The 16820-nt window shown below is 68.8% G+C and carries 14 protein-coding genes and 2 pseudogenes; 12 read left to right on the top strand and 4 right to left on the bottom strand.

The window, feature by feature from the left end; genetic code table 11:
* On the bottom strand, nucleotides 1-230 hold a 230-nt coding region (locus tag AB0K17_RS26980), incomplete at its 3' end, for a hypothetical protein (protein WP_365984566.1).
* An 87-nt stretch (nucleotides 231-317) separates the two neighbouring features.
* Nucleotides 318-1190, bottom strand: coding sequence for an NUDIX hydrolase (locus tag AB0K17_RS26975; protein ID WP_365984571.1), 873 nt, complete (start codon nucleotides 1188-1190; stop codon nucleotides 318-320).
* Between the two features lie 126 nt (nucleotides 1191-1316).
* Between AB0K17_RS26975 and AB0K17_RS26970 the strand changes: the two genes are divergently transcribed.
* The 7 genes from AB0K17_RS26970 (at nucleotide 1317) to AB0K17_RS26940 (ending at nucleotide 8339) form a co-directional block, all read left to right on the top strand.
* Nucleotides 1317-1670, top strand: a complete 354-nt coding sequence (locus AB0K17_RS26970; protein WP_365984565.1) for a hypothetical protein — start codon at nucleotides 1317-1319, stop codon at nucleotides 1668-1670.
* Nucleotides 1671-2150: 480 nt separating this feature from the next.
* Complete coding sequence (locus AB0K17_RS26965; RefSeq protein WP_365984564.1) at nucleotides 2151-2405, top strand: hypothetical protein; 255 nt, start codon at nucleotides 2151-2153, stop codon at nucleotides 2403-2405.
* A 399-nt stretch (nucleotides 2406-2804) separates the two neighbouring features.
* On the top strand, nucleotides 2805-3269 hold the full coding sequence (locus AB0K17_RS26960; RefSeq protein ID WP_365984562.1) for an NUDIX domain-containing protein: 465 nt from the start codon (nucleotides 2805-2807) through the stop codon (nucleotides 3267-3269).
* Nucleotides 3266-5290 (top strand): ABC transporter ATP-binding protein, encoded by a 2025-nt coding sequence (locus AB0K17_RS26955; RefSeq protein WP_365984561.1) that lies wholly within the window; start codon nucleotides 3266-3268, stop codon nucleotides 5288-5290. The genes AB0K17_RS26960 and AB0K17_RS26955 overlap by 4 nt, the downstream gene beginning before the upstream one ends.
* A complete protein-coding gene (locus tag AB0K17_RS26950; protein WP_365984560.1) occupies nucleotides 5287-6558 on the top strand; it encodes an MFS transporter in 1272 nt (423 codons plus the stop codon). Before AB0K17_RS26955 ends, AB0K17_RS26950 begins: the two co-directional genes overlap by 4 nt.
* Nucleotides 6559-6572: 14 nt before the next feature.
* Nucleotides 6573-7133, top strand: coding sequence for a class I SAM-dependent methyltransferase (locus tag AB0K17_RS26945; RefSeq protein ID WP_365984559.1), 561 nt, complete (start codon nucleotides 6573-6575; stop codon nucleotides 7131-7133).
* Nucleotides 7134-7145: 12 nt separating this feature from the next.
* Complete coding sequence (locus tag AB0K17_RS26940; protein ID WP_365984558.1) at nucleotides 7146-8339, top strand: NUDIX domain-containing protein; 1194 nt, start codon at nucleotides 7146-7148, stop codon at nucleotides 8337-8339.
* A 147-nt stretch (nucleotides 8340-8486) separates the two neighbouring features.
* On the opposite strand, the gene AB0K17_RS26935 is transcribed toward AB0K17_RS26940, so the two are convergent.
* Both AB0K17_RS26935 and AB0K17_RS26930 read right to left on the bottom strand, forming a co-directional pair.
* Nucleotides 8487-8762: a hypothetical protein gene (locus tag AB0K17_RS26935; RefSeq protein WP_365984557.1), complete on the bottom strand. Its 276-nt coding sequence runs from the start codon at nucleotides 8760-8762 to the stop codon at nucleotides 8487-8489.
* Between the two features lie 170 nt (nucleotides 8763-8932).
* Nucleotides 8933-9601 (bottom strand): hypothetical protein, encoded by a 669-nt coding sequence (locus AB0K17_RS26930; RefSeq protein WP_365984556.1) that lies wholly within the window; start codon nucleotides 9599-9601, stop codon nucleotides 8933-8935.
* Between the two features lie 41 nt (nucleotides 9602-9642).
* Here AB0K17_RS26930 and AB0K17_RS26925 point away from each other — a divergent pair.
* From AB0K17_RS26925 to AB0K17_RS26905, 5 genes and pseudogenes are all read left to right on the top strand, one after another.
* Nucleotides 9643-9899 (top strand): annotated as a pseudogene (locus AB0K17_RS26925) (IS5/IS1182 family transposase); the annotation flags it as partial.
* 477 nt (nucleotides 9900-10376) lie between these two features.
* A complete protein-coding gene (locus AB0K17_RS26920) occupies nucleotides 10377-12014 on the top strand; it encodes an ISL3 family transposase (protein WP_365984555.1) in 1638 nt (545 codons plus the stop codon).
* Between the two features lie 1131 nt (nucleotides 12015-13145).
* Nucleotides 13146-15248, top strand: coding sequence for a HEAT repeat domain-containing protein (locus AB0K17_RS26915; RefSeq protein ID WP_365984553.1), 2103 nt, complete (start codon nucleotides 13146-13148; stop codon nucleotides 15246-15248).
* A gap of 315 nt (nucleotides 15249-15563) precedes the next feature.
* A pseudogene (locus AB0K17_RS26910) lies at nucleotides 15564-15980 on the top strand (transposase); the annotation flags it as partial.
* A gap of 133 nt (nucleotides 15981-16113) precedes the next feature.
* A complete protein-coding gene (locus AB0K17_RS26905; RefSeq protein WP_365984552.1) occupies nucleotides 16114-16590 on the top strand; it encodes a hypothetical protein in 477 nt (158 codons plus the stop codon).
* Nucleotides 16591-16820 lie beyond the last annotated feature (230 nt).

Here is a 16820-nt window from a genome sequence, read left to right as displayed (position 1 = left end):
AACGTCCACAGGTCATCCGGCGCCATCCGCTGGACAAGCGCAGCAGTCATCACCCCAGACTGCCGCAAGATCACGCCAACTGAAATGACGTCTAAAGCCGCTGCCCGGAGGCGGTCCACGATCTTCAGGGCGATGCCGCAGTCGTCGGTCACCCAACCGTGCTGCTGTCGCGCTCCCGTGTCGCGCAGTACCAGTAGGGCTTCGTACTCGGGGTCTTTCAGGCCGCCCACGGATGTCCCTCCCCGCGCGTGTGGTCGTTCGCGAGCCATCATGGCGGACGTTGCCGTGTCGCACCGGGGGCCTTGGTGAACTGCCCTCTAGGGGGGGGCGAGGGTCCGTGCGGCGAGGGCGATGCTGAGGGCACGGGCGGTCTCACAGATTGCTCCGGTCTCGACGGCGCGCACTGCCTCTGGCAGTGAGGGCCACCGAACGGTCATGTCCGTCTCGGTCGGGTCACTTCGAATGGATCCCGGGTGGAGGTCGGTGCCGAGGTATAGGCGGGCGGTGGCGGCTGTCGCTGAGGCGAGAGGGTGCGTCGTGGCCCGGAGGCGCAGGATGTGCGGGCGCCATCCGGTCTCCTCCTTGCACTCGCGGCGCGTGGCTTCCTCGGGTGGCTCGTGGGTTCGATGCTGCCGCCGGGATGGAGCTGGAGCTGGCCTTGGAGGTAGCAGTGGTCTTCGACGATGGCGATGCGGCCGTGGTCGTCGACGACGCACACGGTGTTGGCGGCGTTGATGTGTTCGTAGGTGCCGAGGGCGTCGTATCCAGCCGTGCCCGGGTTCGTGAAGGTTCCCGGTGCGCGCGTAGGTGTCGAGGATATCGGCGAGGGGCCGCAGGTGGCTTGCGGCGTCTTGCTTGGCCTCTGTCAGGGCCGGGTAGTCCGGCCAGGCGAGTTTCGCGTCGAGGCGCAGCGGCTGGTGCTGCGTGGTCTTGCACTGATCCGAGGGCTGCTGGAACGCGGTGACGAGCTCGCGACCCGGCTCCGCGCGGCCGGAGAGCTCATCCACGTCGCCCCCGAACCGGTCATCACCCGGGAGCTGCCGCCCGGTGACATGACGGTGGGGGGCGGTGTGGGCGCGGGCGTGGTGGCGCCGAACCACGGCGGCCCGCTGGCCCCACGTTCCGGTGCCCGACCCGCTCACGCTGCCGTCCGCCTGGTGGCGTACCCGCCTGGGGCGCCTGGCCTTCATGGCCGTCACCGCCGAACGATGCGCCCGCTGGGCCATGCGCCTGCGCTTCGGCCGCCGACATCGCGCTGCAACACCCACTGGCCGGCACCCGGCCGCCGTCCCCGGCCGAAGCAAGGAGAGGCCCTGATGTCCCTCACAGAATTGCGGCTCCCGCCGTTGGGCGGAGACCTGTACCTCCCCCTGGTCGACCGGCTCGACGATGACGAGCTCGCTCAGCTCAGGTCCCCGCCGACCCTTACGCCCGAGCAGCGCGTGGCGATCACCATGCTTGCCCTGGGCGACTCCCAGCATCACGTGGCCATCGATCTGGCCCTTGGCCCCCGCCAGCTCCAGGAACTGCTGCGCTCCGCCGCCCGCTGCCTGCGGCCCCCGGGCGGCAACGCCGTCCCCGCTCTGGTCAACACCGCCTACAAATACAAGGTGTTCCCCGCCCCCACACCGGAGACGGAGAAGTCACCTGAGCTGAAAACGACCGAGTGAGAGGTCCTGCACGCCCACACCATCGGGCTGTCGCTGCGCTCCCTGCAGCACTCCCGTGGAAAGCGGCGCCACGACGTCGGCACCGCCCACCAGCACCTGCTGGGGAAGCTGCACGCCCGCGCCACCGCCCATGCCGTCCGGCGAGCCTGGCAGTTCGGCATCCTCAACCGCGCTCCGCACAGCACTCTGCCGGGCGCACTCAGCGTTACCGGGAGGTCGCCGGACTGATGGCCAGCTTCATTAATCCGTAGGCGGCCCACGAAGAGGGACAGGAAGGCCGCCCGGTTTCCATGGCCAGCCCGTGGTCTCGATACCCGGGGTGGTCCGCGTGCGGTGCGGGCTGGACTGGGACGCGGTCCGCGTCGGGCCCACGCTCGGCCAGCGGGCACTGGAAGCACTCCGCCCCGAGGTCGGCCCGGTCCTCGCCAGCACGTACGCCAGCCACTGGACGTTCTTCATCGACCGTGGCGCGGCTGAGGGATGGGATCTGCTGGGCTGGGGGCCCGGCTGCTGCGGCCGGGCACCGTCATCGAGCTGCCTCTGACCACCAGAAGATCCTCCACCCGCGACGTGCGGTGGGTCGTCCCACCCAGACCCGATGGCTGGACCGACCCCGACCGGCTCTACCAGGAGCGCGGCGGCTCAGCACCCTCGCCGGCCGCACGGACACCGCTCACCAGGAAGAAACCCGCGAAGAAGAAGATGACGGAGCAGACGCCCATCGCGGCTTCGTGAGGGTGTCACCCGGCCGTCTGCAAAGCGTCCGCCACCTCGGCCTGGCAACCACCGGGCCGAGGGGGCGGGCGGTCGTTCTCGTCAGCAACGCAAGTCCCGGATCGGGTGAGCAACCACGCCCGGGTGAATCGCACAGCGCCCGCTGTGGCGCCTGCCCAGCGATCACGGGCCGATTGACGGTCATTTGAATTTCTGTGCGATGAAACGCTCTCGGGAGGCCGTGACCGCACCCGTCCGGGGGCCGTTTTTCCGATCACTCGTCCGACCGGCTCGTCAACGAGGAGGCGTAGTGCATCACCGCAAGGATCGACCCGTGATTGCCACGGGGGTGCGTTTGCGATTCGAACACGGCCAGGCGGGGCTTGGCCGGCGTGCTGGGACGGCCATGGGGAGGTGGGCGTGAGGCAGCCGCCGCGCTACCGGCTCGTGGTCGACGTGATGGTGTTGATGGTCCGCGACGACGGCCGGGTCCTGCTCCTTCGCCGGGCTGGGGAGGTCTACGCCTCAGGGCTGCTGTGCCCGCCCGGCGGGCACCTGGAGGAGCACGAGCCCGTCACCGCCGGCGCCCGGCGGGAGGTCGTCGAAGAGGTGGGCGTCACGATCGCGCCCCCTGATTTGGAGTTCTGCCACGCCATCCACCACCGCAGCCCCGAGGGCGAGGGGCGCATGGGGATGGTGTTCACCACCCAGCACTGGACCGGCCAGCCCTCCATCCGGGAGCCGGAGAAGTGCTCGGCGCTGGTGTGGGCGGACCCCGCGCGGCCGCCGGCGGACTGCGTGCCCTACACCGCCGCCGTGCTGAAGCAGTTCTGCGCCGGTGCCCTGTTGTCCGAGCACGGCTGGCCGACGGGAGGTGCGGCGTGAAGATCAAGCGAACCAAGACGGCCATGGCTCCGGAGATGGGCGAAGGGTCGGCGTCGGAGAAGCTGCTGTTCGGCGGGCCGCTGATCTACAACGCCCGTTGGGCCGACCACCACAAGGCGTACTTCGAGATGACGCTGTGGACCATGGCGCTCCAGCTGCCCCGCATGGTCGCCTTCACCGTGCGCCTGGCCTGGCGCGCCGACCACCGCGCCCTGTGGACCGTCGGCGCCGGCGAGCTGATCCGCGGCATCAGCCAGGCCATCGGCCTCGTGGCGGTCAACAGCGTCCTGACCGTCGTTCTGGCCACGGGGTCGATCAGCCACCGCGTCCAGGCGGCGATTCCCGCGATGATGTGGGTGGCGGTCACCGGCATCGTCGGCGCCCTCGCGAACGCCGCCTCCACCGCGGGGACGGGCCGGCTGGAGCCGAAGGTGGAGCGCGTTGCGACGGAGATGTACCTCGCGCATGTCGCGAAGGTGGAACTCGCCGCGATCGAGGACGCCGACTTCAACCGGCTGATGGACTCCGCCCAGTACGGCGCCGGTGCGGCGCGCCGCATGGTCAACGTGTGCACCGGGGTCGTCGGCTCCCTGGTGAGCTTCGTCGCGGCCGCTGGTGTTCTGACCGTCCTGCACCCGGTGCTGCTGCCGCTGCTCGTGTTGATGACCGTCCCGCGGTCCTGGGCCTCCCTGCGCAATGCTCGGGCCCGGTATGCGAGCTACCTAAGGTGGATGCAGCACTCCCGCGCCGGCCGGCTCCTCGCCCAGACCCTCATGCGCACCGGGCCCGCCGGGGAGATCCGCGTGCACGACGTGGGCCCGTTCCTGCTGCAGCACTTCCGCGGCATGTCCGAGGCGTCCGAGACCGAGCAGTCCCGCCTCGCCGCCAGCCGCGCCCGCGTCCGCCTCATCGCCTCCGCACTCACCGGCATCGCCGCGGCCCTCACCTACGCCTCGCTGCTCGGACTGCTGGCCACCGGGGTGATGTCGCTGTCCATCGCGGGCACGGCCGTGCTCGCCATCCGCTCGGGCGGCCAGAGCCTGACCACCCTTGTCCTCCAGGTCAACAACCTCTACGAGGAATCCGCCTACGTCGCCGACCTCGAACGCCTCTTCACCGAGGCCGCGAAGTACGCCATCCCCACCGGCGGCAAGCCTGTGCCCAGGAACCTGTCGCTGATCCGCTTCGACGACGTCACCTTCCACTACCCCGACGACAACGACGACGACCGGAAGGACGCCGAGGCGAAGCGGCCGGCCCTGAAGAACGTCACGCTCGACATCCCCATCGGCAAGATCATTGCGTTCGTCGGGGAGAACGGCTCGGGCAAGACCACGGTGTCGAAGCTGCTGGCCGGCCTGTATCAGCCCGACGAGGGCAGCATCCGGTGGGACGGCACCGACGCCCGCACCCTCGATCGCGCGCAGCTGTGGCCGCGGATCGGCATGGTCAGCCAGGACTTCCACCGCTGGCCTTTCACCTGCCGCATGAACATCGCCATCGGCCGCCCTGAGCGTCCCGTCGACCAGGCGGCGGTGGAGGAGGCCGCCGCCTACGCCGGGGCCGACACCGTCGTGGAAGAGCTGCCGCGCGGCTGGGACACGCTGTTGTCGAAGGGATACAAGGGGGGACACCAGATCTCGGGCGGCCAGTGGCAGCGGCTCGGCATCGCCCGCGCCCGCTACCGCGACGCCGAGATCCTCATCGTCGACGAACCGACCTCCGCCCTCGACGCGAAGGCGGAGCTGGAGGTCTTCGAGCAGATCCGCAAGCTCGCCGACAGCGGGCAGACCGTCGTTCTGATTACCCACCGCCTCGCCTCCGTCCGCCACGCCGACCTCATCCACGTCCTTGAAAAGGGCGAACTCGTCGAGTCCGGCACCTTCGAGGAACTGCTGCACAAGCCGACCGCAGGCGTCTTCCGCGAGCTGTACGAGATGCAGCGCGCCCAGTTCCAGGACGCGGCCCTGCCCGGACAGCGCCAGCCGGCCGACACCATGCAAGGGAGCGACGCCCGGTGACCACGGCCCCGGCGGGAACCAGCAGCCTCTGGAGGCACGGTGACTTCGTCCGCTACTGGGCTGCGTGCGCGGTCGACCTCGTCGGCAGCGGCATCACCTCGGTAGCCCTGCCGCTGATCGCCGTCGACTCCCTGCACGCGACCGTGTGGGAGGTCTCGCTCCTCGCCTTCGCCGAACGCCTGCCGCCACTCCTCGTGGCGCTTCCCGCCGGGGCACTGGCCGACCGCCACCGCAAACGCCCCATGATGATCGGCGCCGTCCTCGTCGCCGCAGCGGCGTACGCCGCCATTCCCCTGGCCGATGCCGTCGGCCGGCTGTCGCTCGAGGTGCTGTTCGTGGTCGCGCTGGTGAGCTCGACGGCCAGCCTCTTCGGCTCCACCACCCGCATCAGCTACCTACCCTCCCTTCTCCCCGGCGAGCGGTTACTGGAGGCCAACGCCAAGGTCGGAGCCGTAGCCTCTCTAGCCGACAGCGCCGGCGCCCAGCTCGGCGGCGCCGTCGTCGCCGTCCTCGGAGCTGCCCGCTCCGTCTACCTCGACGTCGCCTCCTACCTCGCCTGCGCCCTCCTGCTCGGCAGCATCCGCACCCCCGAGCCCGCCCCCGTCCGAACCGGAGCAAAGGGCTCGCTGGTCGGCGAGATGAAGCAGGGCGTGCTGTACGTGGTGCGGCACCCCACGATCCGGCCGCTGCTGCTGACCGGCACCGCCTACACCGCCGTCTTCGCCTTCCTCACCACTCTCTGGAGCGTGTACCTGCTCCGCGACCTGCACTACTCCGCCACCGCCCTGGGAACGTTGCTGAGCGTGGCGGCCCTGGGCGGGGTCGCCGGAGCCCTGATGGTCCGCCGACTCGTGGACCGGTACGGGCCCGCCCGCGTCATGCTCACCGCACTGGCCATCACCCCCTTCACCGAAGTGCCGCTGCTGCTCGCCACACCAGGCCACGCCGGGCAGGTCTTCATCGCCGCCGGCCTGTTCGTGCAGCTGGCGTGCACCACAGCACAGGGCTCCACCCAGCGCAGCATCCGCCAGGCCGTGTGCAAGCCCGGCATGCAAGGCCGAATGCTCGCCACCGGCCAGTGGATCACCTACGGCACCCGCCCGCTCGCCGCCCTCCTCGCCGGAGCCGCCGGCACCTGGCTCGGTCTGTGGAACACCCTCGCCCTGGGTACCGCCGCGCTCGTCCTGCCCTTCCTGGTGCTGCTCGCCTCCTCCCTGCGCACCATGCACCAGGCCCCCGCCCCAGCCGCACCGCCCGCCACCACCTGACGAAGGAGACCCGCGTGACGATCGAAGGCCCGGCGACGTACTGGGACTTGTTGTGGGCGGGCGGCACCCGCTACCGCCCTTTGGACGAAAACGAACTCGCCGCCCTCAAGCAGCACGCTGGACCCGGGGCGGGCCGCACGGCGCTCGACGTCGGCAGCGGCGACGGCGCCCTCGCCCGCCACGTCGCGCAGCTCGGCTATGCCACCACCGGCATCGACTGCTCCACGGCCGCCATCAGCCTCGCCACCGAGAACAGCACCGCTGTCGGCGTCACGTTCCGCGAGGCCGACATCGAGGGCCCGGAGCCACTGCCGGTCACCGAGGGATCCGTGCACCTGGTCACCGCGCGCCTGGTGTACGCCTTCATCGCTGACAAGCCGGCGTTCCTGGGGCGGATGCGCCGCCTCCTCGTCCCAGACGGCCTGCTCTGGGTGGCGACCCCCATGGCCGACCGCCTGCCCGACCGGGCATGGGTCGGCATCAGCGCCGACGACGAGGACCTGCTGACCGTCGGGTGGTCGGCGGTCGACATCACCGACATCGACTACATGCGCTGCTACGCGCTGCGGCCGTAAGAGAGGCAAGGCGTGAACGACGAGGTAGTGAACGAGCAGGCATGGACCGTTTACGGCCAGCACCACCTCAAGCGAGGAACCGTCCTTCCCGAACCCGAACGGCTCGACTGGGCACCGGGCGGCACCGGATCGGGCGCCGAGGTGCTGGGCGAGCTGGCCGGTAAGCGCGTGCTCGACATCGGCTCCGGCACCGGCCGCTACCCGGCCTACCTCGCCCGCGTCCACGGCGCGCTCGTCGACGCGGTCGAGGCCTCGGCCTCCCAACACCAACGAGCCGTCGACCGCTACGGCTCCACCCCCGGCCTCCGGTTGATCCAGGCCGATGCCGTCGACTACCTCTGCCAGCACGACGGGCCGCTGTACGACACGGCGTACTCCGTCCACGGCCTGGGCTTCATCGACCCGCACGAGCTCCTACAGGTCCTCGCACCCAGCATCCGCGTCGGTGGCAGGCTGGTCTTCTCCGTCCTGCACACCAACTCCGCAGGCCTCGGTCCGATGGACGAAGTCACCGCCCGCGACGAGGTTCTACCGCTGGCCGGCGGCGGGGAACTGGCCGTCCGCATGTGGGCTCTCAGTCCCGGCTTGTGGGAGGACCTTCTGGTCGACGCCGGGTTCGTCATGGAGGACGTCACCTTGCTGCCCGCGCCAGAGCCGGACAACGCCTACGTGACGCAGCTGATCAGCTCCCGCCGACAGGACCGCCCGGCACCGCGCCGGATCTCCAGCCGCCCACGGAGTGATTGGCCGCCGCTGGTACAGGCCGCATTCGGCGTGGCGGTCATCCTCAGGGGGCCTGGGGACCAGGTTCTGCTCGGGCAGCACCGCACCGGGGTGTGGGAGTGCCCCGGCGGAAAGGTCGAGCCGGGCGAGTCCATCGAAGCCGCAGCAGTACGGGAGTTGTTCGAGGAGACGTCGCTGGACGCCTATGAGAGGTCCGTCAAGGTGCTCGCCATGCTCGTGGACGAGGTGAGCGGCATCAACCGGGTGACTGCTGTGACCGTGGTCACCGTCTTCGACGGGGCTCCCGCAGTGATCGAACCGCACCTGGTGGCCGACTGGCAATGGCGGGGCGTCGACGATCTTCCGGAGCCGCTGTTCATCCCGACTGCCCAGGCCCTGCGGGCATGGCGACCCGAGTTGCCGATCGACCACCCGCCCGTCCACGTCTACCGGATCGCGCGCCCAGAGAGCCAGGACAGCTGAAACGCGAAGTCTGGAAGACCTCCGAGTTTGCGCAACACAAGCTCCCTGCAATGCGCGACCGCCGCCTGCTCGGCAAGCTCCAGGCGTCTGCCCGTTCGGGAAGCCAGCCTCAATAGCGACGTTCGAGGCCGGGTCAGCGCGTCCAGGTCAGAAAGGTACGGACAGCCCGGCCTCTCGCAGCGTGAACAGTGCTCTCCCCATGCACTCTGCGGCCGATACCCCATCCGTTCTTACCGCGTCGGCCAACTGCCCGCCGCTGGCAACGAAAGTCCATGCCGGTTGGCCGGCCTGGATACGCTCTGCATCGACCCGGATCAAGGCATCAACACCTTGCTCGCCCAGCCATTCCAAGATCAGGAGTGTCGCGTCCTCAACACCGCTGTCCGGGTCCAGCTTGGGCCACCGCACCTTCTTCACCGCCATGGCCGCAACCTTACTCAGCGTTCCATCGGGACTTGGCCAAAGACTGGATAGATACCCGACCTAACGAACGGGCTTGCTTGGGATGCGCAGGATTCTGTACCCGGTCTTCCTCGCGTAAGCCGGCAGTGCACCCTCGCTGACCTGGCTCGCCCCTCCGTGGGCGGCCTCAGTCACTCTGGCCACTCGTATGTGCCGGTTGAGTCGATGCGCACGGGCCGAGGGGTCTGACGAGCCGCAAGAGTGCCCGGCTGTTCGGATGCTGCATCCCGGAACGCTTCTGCCATGGCACTACCAGGGTACGTATGGAACGCCGGGTAGCTGCGTCGGTGGTAGCAGGACCAGTAGCTCACTATCCGCCGTTCTGTGCGAGCGAAGAACGAGGGATTGTGGGCGAGGAGCTGTCCGTACAGCGCGCGCTGGGCTGAACCCGGTACGCAGAGGTCGGAAAGTCCGCGGCGGATCGCCTCGAGGATCTCCAGGACGTACTCCCCGGCCAGTTGTACGACGAAGGGAGCGATCCACGCCTCGGCCGACGTCATCATCTGCCCGAGATGATGTTGGCGGACTCTGCCGTCATGATGCCGCGAGTACAGACAATGGAGAACTATCCTCTGTATTCCGGTCAGTGAGTTCTGCATGCGGGCATCCAGCTCATCATGGTAAATCCGGTATGGAACGGATACGGGTTCACCGAGCACCTCGACCTGGATGGGCCCGGCCGGTGCGTGCTTGGTGACCGGCATGATCGACAGGACGCTGCACACGTCGTCGGCAAGCCGCGACGGGAACGCCGCCACCAGGCCATCAGGGGCACTCGGCAAAACCAGTTGATCAGTCACAAGATGAGCCTAGAGCTCGTGACAGCAACTCGCTGTACGGCAAGCGCCTGCACGCGCACAAGGCATACGAGCAGGCTGACTTGCAGAAAAAATGGCTACGGGGCGGCATCTTGGCGTCCGCGTCGCCCGCAAGGGAACCGAGTGCAGCGAACGTCTCGGGCGAAGGCGCTGGGTGATCGAGGGCGTGATCTCCTGGCTGACCGGCTGCCGCCGCCTGCCACCTCGCTAGGAACGCGATCCCCGTAATACCAGGCCCTTCTCGACATTAGCCGCAGCAATCTGCTGCTACAAGCGACTGTCCGCCTCGCCAGAGGTGTGCGTGTATTCGCTGGCCATGCCCTCAGCCGAGCAGAGCTCGTTCAGCCGGTGCGCCAGCCGCTTGTGGCTGATGCCGGACTCCCTGATCAGTTTGTCCAGATAGACGTTCGCTCCGCGGCCGGAGGCTCTTCCCTCCGTCATAGCCTCACGCCCCCGTTCCAGGTCGGCCGTCGCGTTAACTCCAGCCTAGGGAAGGGACGTTGACGTCAGCACCTGCCGCGATCCTTGAGCCCCCCTCGTGAGCCCTGCGGGACCGCTCCTCCTCTGGTGTCCTGACGGGGAGACGGCAACGAGGAATCTGAAAGGAAGGCTGACCAAGGCCATGACGCTCACCAGCAAGTTACGGATACCGGCGTGTGGAACGCGTTCACGTGTCGGCGACGCGCGAATCGTGGTTCTGTCTCACATTCCGTGCCAGAGCCACGGAGGGTCACCGAATCCGCGATCATGACCGGCCGTGGCTGACACGCTCCTCCAAGACCTCTGGTTTCACCAGGCCGACGACGTCGTGATCGAAGACATCGACACCAACAACGACCTGGTCCTCATCCGAGCCCGCACCCAACGGCACCAGGCCGCATGCCCGAGCTGCGGAGTCCTCTCGACCCGCGTGCACAGCTGTTACGTCCGGCGGCTCGCGGACAGCCCGGTCGGTGGGCGCCCGGTGGTGATCGAGTTACGGGTGAGGCGGTTCCGCTGCCGTGAGGGTTCATGTCCGCGGGCGACGTTCGTCGAGCAGATCGACGGGCTGACGTTCCGCTACGGGCGCCGGAGCTCCGGCCTCCAGTCGGTTCTGCGGCATGTCGCGCTGATGCTGGCGGGGCGGGCCGGCGCCCGGCTGGTGGAGACGCTGGCCTCGGTGGTCAGCCGGTCGACGCTGCTGCGGCTGGTCCGCGCTCTACCCGACCCGGAGCCGGCAACGCCGCGGGTGCTCGGGGTGGACGAATTCGCCCTGCGCAAGGGACATGTCTACGGCACGATCCTGGTCGACATCGAGACTCGCCGGCCGGTCGACCTGCTGCCCGGCCGGTCCGTGGCGACGGTGGCCCAGTGGCTCACCGACCATCCCGGCGTCGAGGTGATCTGCCGGGACCGGTCCGTCGCCTATGCCGAAGCCGGACGGCTCGGGGCACCGGACGCCATCCACGTCGCCGACCGCTGGCACATCTGGAAAAACCTGGCCGAAGCCGTCGAGAAGACGGTCATCCAGCACCGCGCCCTCCTACGGAAACCGCAGGAGGAAACTCCGGCCTGTCCGTTTGTGCCCACGGACTTCGCGGAGTTCGCGCCGTCGGCGGCCCTGGCCGGGCCCCGGCGCGCTGGCCGGCTGTCGGACCGCGTCCGCCGGCAGCACACGGCGGTCCACGACCTGCTCGCCCAGGGCAAGGGTCTGCGCGGCATCGCCCGGGAGCTGGGTCTGGCCCGCAACACCGTCCGGCGCCTCGCCCATGCCGACAGCCCCGATGAGCTGCTGGTCGGCCAGTGGACCGGCGGCACCAGCATCCTCGACCCCCACAAGCCCTACCTCCACCAGCGATGGAGCGAGGGCTGCACGAACGCCGCCCGGCTCTTCGCCGAGCTCCGCGACCGCGGCTACACCGGCGGTAGCACCATCGTCCGCCAGTACGCCCGCCGGCTCCGCGAGGCATTCCCGCACGACGACGCACCCCGCAAGCCGCCTTCAGTGCGGGACGTCACCAGCTGGATCACCCGCCATCCCGACAGCCTCGACGCCGACCAGGCCCAGCAGCTCAAGGACATCCTGGCCCGCTGCCCCGAACTCGGCCGGACAGCCGAGCACGTGAGGACCTTCGCAGACCTGATGAACAACCGCAACGGCCGCCACCTCCACCACTGGATCGCCCAGGTCCAAGCCGACGACCTGCCCGCCCTGCACACTTTCACCACCGGCCTCGCCCAGGACCTCGACGCCGTCGTCGCCGGACTCAGCATGAGCTACAGCTCCGGCCCGGTCGAGGGCCACAACAACAAGATCAAGATGCTCAAGCGGCAGATGTTCGGCCGCGCCAGCTTCGACCTGCTCCGCAAACGGGTCCTCCTCGCAGCGCGTGCCGTTGGGTGCGGGCTCGGATGAGGACCAGGTCGTTGTTGGTGTCGATGTCTTCGATCACGACGTCGTCGGCCTGGTGAAACCAGAGGTCTTGGAGGAGCGTGTCAGCCACGGCCGGTCATGATCGCGGATTCGGTGACCCTCCGTGGCTCTGGCACGGAATGTGAGACAGAACCACTTTTTCAAACGACGCCCACATTCACGGAGTACAGCTCGCCGGCTGCTCACGCCGATGCCCTACGTTGGGCCGCTGCTCCCCGAGATCCTGCCCCCGTGGGCAATCACCATCACCGTGGTGCTCATGGCCGTCGTGGCCAGCATCGCCGAGCGGCCTGACTCGTCCCGGGGATCAGGGGCAACAGCGTCGCCCTCACCGGAACGTCTTCAAGAAACCAAGGCGGACATCTCAGCCTGCCGCTCCAGCGCCTGAGCGATGGCCGATCGAACCAGCCCGACAGCGCCGGCTCGCGGTGCCCAGCGAAGGCGCGGAGGTCGCCGACCGAGATATTCTCCCGGGTCTTGACCACCTCTGTGAGCGTGACCCAGCCGGGGACAGATCGGCGACCGCCGTTGTGACGGGCGCGAGGGTGGGGGTGGGTTGCAGAGCCAGCACACCGTCGGCGCCCGGACACCCACCGTCGAAGACCTCGCCCGCACCCCGTTCTCCGGCCCGGGCCTGCGCTCAGGCCCACGCCAAGCCTCTGCTGGCCCCTCGCCAATGTCTTCATCCCGGCAATCGAAGCCTGGGAGACGACCGCCACGGTCCCGCTATGTTGGCTACTGGACGCCGCAGCACCCCCGCCCTGAGCCGCCCGCCACCGACGGCCGCTGCTACCCCCGCCCCCACGGCCGCCTCGCCGTCAGCTACAGGCCGGGCGGGAGACCTGACAGCGGGTATGGCATTTGCTGACCGGCAAGCGCCTGGGCAAGCTCGACGGTCTGCTGAGGGTCGATCCGGCGATTGCAACGACGCGGTTGAACTGGCTGAGCACGTGGGCAGCCTCGGGGCGGTTGTTGTGCAGGAGAGCCTCGAGGACCAGGGGATAGGCGGCAGTGGCGTCGCCAATACCGGCGGCGTACCGCCACCGGAACCGGGCAGCGCTGCTGATGGCGGTGGTGAGGGCAGTGTCAGTGCTCTCCGGCATAGTGCCTCACGTGATCAATGATTTGGACAGCATCGGCTGGTCGTCGATGAACCATGCGTACGGCTCGGCCGGTGATGTTCCGGGGTGGCTGCGCGCCATGGCCTCGCCCGATCCCGCGGTCCGGGCGAAGGCGTTCGACGACTTCTACAGCGCAGCCCACTACCAGGGCGACGTGTATCCGTGTACCGCGGCCAGCCTGCCGTTCTTGTTCGACATGGCCGACGATCCCGCAACCCCCGACCGCGCCTCGATCGTCGAATTGCTGCTCAGCATCGGTCGCGAAGCCGTCGACCGTAGTGAAGGCATCTGCTTCGCCCCGGACGGCACGGAGTCAACAGCCGGTGCGGACAGCGCTGCCCTTATGCGCGAGCGTGCAGAGACTTTCGTCTCCTGTGCCTCGGATCCGGATCTGGGAGTACGGCGGGCCGCGCTCGAGGGGCTCGGCCTCTTCCTGGACGATGCCGACCGGGCGGTCGCCATACTGCGAGACCGGTTGCTGGCCGAGAGCGGGATCGCGGAACAGCTGCTGATCATCCGGACGATGGCCGACCTGGCGCTGCGGCTTCCCGCCGCGCGGGCCGCCGCCACGGCGTGGCTCGACACCGTGGCCGACGAGACGACGGGGGATCCCGGGATCCGCCTCGCCGCTCTCGTCCACCGCACCCGCTGCACCCCAGCAGCCATCGACGCCGGCACTGTGTCCACGGCAATCGATCTGCTGCGCCGAATTACGCCTGCACCCCCACGCGGAGCCGGCGACGAGGGCGGCCGGGCCGGCTCCGGGGACGGCGCGTCCGCTGCCGCAGCCACAACGGCCCACGACGTCCCGCCTCAGATAGCCGCCGCATTCGCCGACCTCGAACGGCACGACCGATTCCATGCACTCACCACACCCCTCCTGCGCACCTTCCACGCGATACTCGACGCACGTCTGCCCGAACGCACGGCCCTGCTCGCAGAACAACTCCGCAGCCCGGATCCCGCCACCCGCTACGACGCGATCCGCATGGCCCACGATCTGATCACCTCATGGAGGGGCGACCACACCAGCCTCATCCTGCTCCTGACCGAGTGCCTGCTGTCCGAGGACCCGTACACCGCCGCGGCGGCGGCCGAGACCCTCGGATCCCTGCTGCCCGTCTGTGAACCGGCCCGCGAAGCCCTCGCCGCCTACGTCGCCGCTAACCGTGCCGCCCACGGACCGGACGTATGGGCGACGCCGCAGCCGTCGCTGCGCCGTGCCCATCAGGAAGCCGTTACGGCACTGGCGCGCCTCGGGGACGTACGTGCCCTGCCGGACCTGCTGACGGCGCTGGACAGCGGCAGGGACGCCTGGCGTGCTGTGCAGGTCGCCGGTCATCTGCACCCAGCTGCCGATGAGCTGGTCCCGCGGCTGTGCCGACGTCTCGCCGAGGTCGACTTTTCGCAGCAGCGGCCCGACATGGCGGCCGGACCACTGGTATCCGCCCTGGCCCAACTGGGCGACCCGGCCGCCGTTCCCATCCTTACTGACGCCGTCACCGCCGCAGCCCGGCACGAGCGGTGGCGCACCGCCACCTCTGTCCTGGAAGCGCTCGCGTCCTTCGGTACCCGGGCCGCACCGGCCCTGGAGGTGGTCCGCTCGCTGGCGGACGCGGAGGATGTGGATCTCCGCGCGGCCGCTACAACAGCTGTGTGGGAGCTCGGACACGATGCGGCCTATGCCGTGCCACGGCTGGAAAGCCTGCTCGACAGCTACCGGCACCATGAGGCGGCCGATGTCCTTGGCCGGATCGGCCCGCCCGCCGAGGCCGCGCTGCCGCGACTGCGGCAAATGGTGAACGCTGAATACGAGTGGACCCGCGTCCACGCCGCGGGGGCACTGTGGGGCATCGGAGGCAAGGCCGAAGCCGGTGTCGTCGTGCAGACACTGCTGACTGCTTGGGAAGAGAACGACGCCACCTCGAACCACGTCCTGGCTTGTCTGAACCGAATGGGAGCGGCCGCCGCACCAGCCCTGTCCCGAATTGAGGCGGAACTCGCCCGGCCCCGCCGCAGCGGCCGTTTCACAAGCACCACCGACGACGAGGAGTTGCAGGTCACCTGCCGTGCCATCCTGACGCGACTCGCCTGACCTGGTGAACCAGCCATGGGGTGCTGAGTGCACATTTGGCCGCAGGGGCCAACTACGACGCTCAGCCACACCTGTGCACCCGGTGGGCGTGATGTTGTTCGTCTTTGCCGGCTTCTCGCCGGGCCGGTGGAGGTCGGTAGCCGACGGGCGAGCACGCCTGAGCTGTACATGGGCGATGATTGGTAGCCACGTTCACCAGTCTGCTGCTCGCGGACTGCGAAACCCGGGCTGGGCTCACCCGGGCGTCTGCCTGAGCAGGTGCAATGTGTGTTCCAGGTCGGGGCCGCAGGAAGGACGGCCAGCGGCGGGGTGAACAGGCCGGTCTGGCTGTGGTGGTCGGGCGCCGACGCGACCGGGGAGGTGGATCGCTGCTGGCAGTCGTTCCTCCGAAGGTTCGATATTGAGCACACGTTCCGCATGCTCAAGCAGACCCTGGGCTGGACGTAGCCGCGACTTCGCAGCCGGAGGCGGCAGACCGCTGGACACGGATGGTGATCGCCGCCCAGAGCCAGTTCCGGCTCGCTCGCCCGCTGGCCGCCGACCTTCGGCGGCCATGGGAGCGGCCGGTGCCCCGTCGAACGGGCTCACCCCGCCCGGGTTCGGCGAGGCTCCAGAAACCTTTGGACGAAGGTCGGCTCCCCGGCTGGTGCACCCAAACCGACGCGTCCCGGACCCAGCCGATCGGCGGGCTCGAAGAATCGCCACCCGGCCACCCGCCACGACGTCGGCAGGGTTCTCGCCACCGGAGGCATACACCCGTCCCGCCCACCACAAAGTGGGCATCAAGCCTCGAGGCACAGCGTGAAGCCGCAGCTCACACTACCTACGCCAACCGACACGCCTCCTACCAGGCAAAATGGGCGGCATGGCCAACAACGGGCACACCAGCTTCGTGCTGCCGCGTGGGGCGACAGGCCTCTTCCGGCCGAAGGAGGGCCCGCTCCCGGAGACTGACTTGCGGGCGTTCCGCGCCGCTCTTTATGCCGCTGCCCGCGTCGTCGGAGGCACAGTGGGTGAAGTGGAGGAACAGGCATACCCCCGGACCTTCCACACCGCAACGCTCGTCGGACGCGCAGGCGAAAGCATCATCCTGTGTCACGCCCATCACCCCTGGATCGCCTTCGCCTATGCCCGTCGAGACTGGTATGAAGAGGAGTTTCTCGCGCCGCCGCTGTGGGCTCATGTCTTTACCGACTCGGGCTTCATCCTCCTGAGCAGCGAGCAGCTTGCCACACCGCTTTCCGACGTGGACACCTCAGTGCTCGGGCCGGGCGAGTGGCGTGAAGTCCGCAACTACGGCATCACCACATTGGGCGGAGTCCTCTTCAACGCCTGGGACTGACAAGCAAGCAGAGCCGTTAAACGACAAGCTGAGCAGGGGCCCCTGATGCCCTAGGCGTGTTGTTCGGGGACGTTGGTGACACTCATACTGGATTCTTGACAGATATGGGCCTTCTAGCTCGGTGGGGATTGTGACATCTCGATCGGTAGAAGGCTCTCGCGCCCCACCGTGATGCTCCGCTGACCGAAGCCGACCGTCTTGGGCTGGCCCGGTGTGTCGTGGATGACGGC

It is taken from the genome of Streptomyces sp. NPDC049585 (assembly GCF_040675615.1).
Taxonomy (GTDB): domain Bacteria; phylum Actinomycetota; class Actinomycetes; order Streptomycetales; family Streptomycetaceae; genus Streptomyces; species Streptomyces luteosporeus.
Note: the sequence above shows the minus strand (reverse complement) of the source record. Positions and strands in the feature narration are given on the sequence as shown.

What these genes read in the sequence shown, in the direction of transcription:
- AB0K17_RS26905 (WP_365984552.1), top strand. Translation starts at nt 16,114, where the DNA reads ATGGCCAACAACGGGCACACCAGCTTCGTGCTGCCGCGTGGGGCGACA.
- AB0K17_RS26975 (WP_365984571.1), bottom strand. Translation starts at nt 1,190, where the DNA reads ATGAAGGCCAGGCGCCCCAGGCGGGTACGCCACCAGGCGGACGGCAGC.
- AB0K17_RS26970 (WP_365984565.1), top strand. Translation starts at nt 1,317, where the DNA reads ATGTCCCTCACAGAATTGCGGCTCCCGCCGTTGGGCGGAGACCTGTAC.
- AB0K17_RS26935 (WP_365984557.1), bottom strand. Translation starts at nt 8,762, where the DNA reads ATGGCGGTGAAGAAGGTGCGGTGGCCCAAGCTGGACCCGGACAGCGGT.
- AB0K17_RS26965 (WP_365984564.1), top strand. Translation starts at nt 2,151, where the DNA reads ATGGGATCTGCTGGGCTGGGGGCCCGGCTGCTGCGGCCGGGCACCGTC.